At 69.5% G+C, this 502-nt stretch carries 1 protein-coding gene; it reads left to right on the forward strand.

The genetic code is table 11. The features are described from left to right. Positions 1 to 502, forward strand: a 502-nt coding sequence (locus MTF65_RS30090) for an AMP-binding enzyme (protein WP_243632166.1), incomplete at both ends; no start/stop codon positions are given.

The following is a 502-nucleotide window of genomic DNA, read 5'->3' on the forward strand; positions in this document are numbered from 1 at the left end:
TCGTGGCGGACCCCTACGGTCCGGCCGGTGCGCGGATGTACCGGACCGGTGACCTGGTCCGCTGGCGCGCGGACGGCGAGCTGGACTACCTCGGCCGCATGGACCACCAGGTCAAGATCCGCGGCTTCCGCATCGAGCTGGGCGAGATCGAAGCGGTCCTGACCGGCTGCCCGGGCGTGGACCAGTCGGTGGTCGTGGTCGACGAGAACAACGGCCCGGCACGACTCGTCGCCTACATCGTCTCGTCGGGGTGGAACGCCACCGTTGACGAGCCGGCCGTACGGGAGTGGCTGCGCGTACGCCTGGCCGACTACATGGTTCCCGCGGTGATCGTGCCTCTGGACGCGCTGCCGCTGACCACCAACAACAAGATCGACCGACGCGCACTGCCGGCGCCCGAGTCGGTTGTCGGCGAACAGCGTCCTGCCCGGAGCCCTCGTGAGGAGATCCTCTGCGAGCTGTTCGCCGAGGTGCTCGGTGTCCCTTCGGCCGGGGTCGAGGA

The organism is Streptomyces sp. APSN-46.1, assembly GCF_022815725.1.
In the GTDB taxonomy this organism is placed as follows: Bacteria; Actinomycetota; Actinomycetes; order Streptomycetales; family Streptomycetaceae; genus Streptomyces.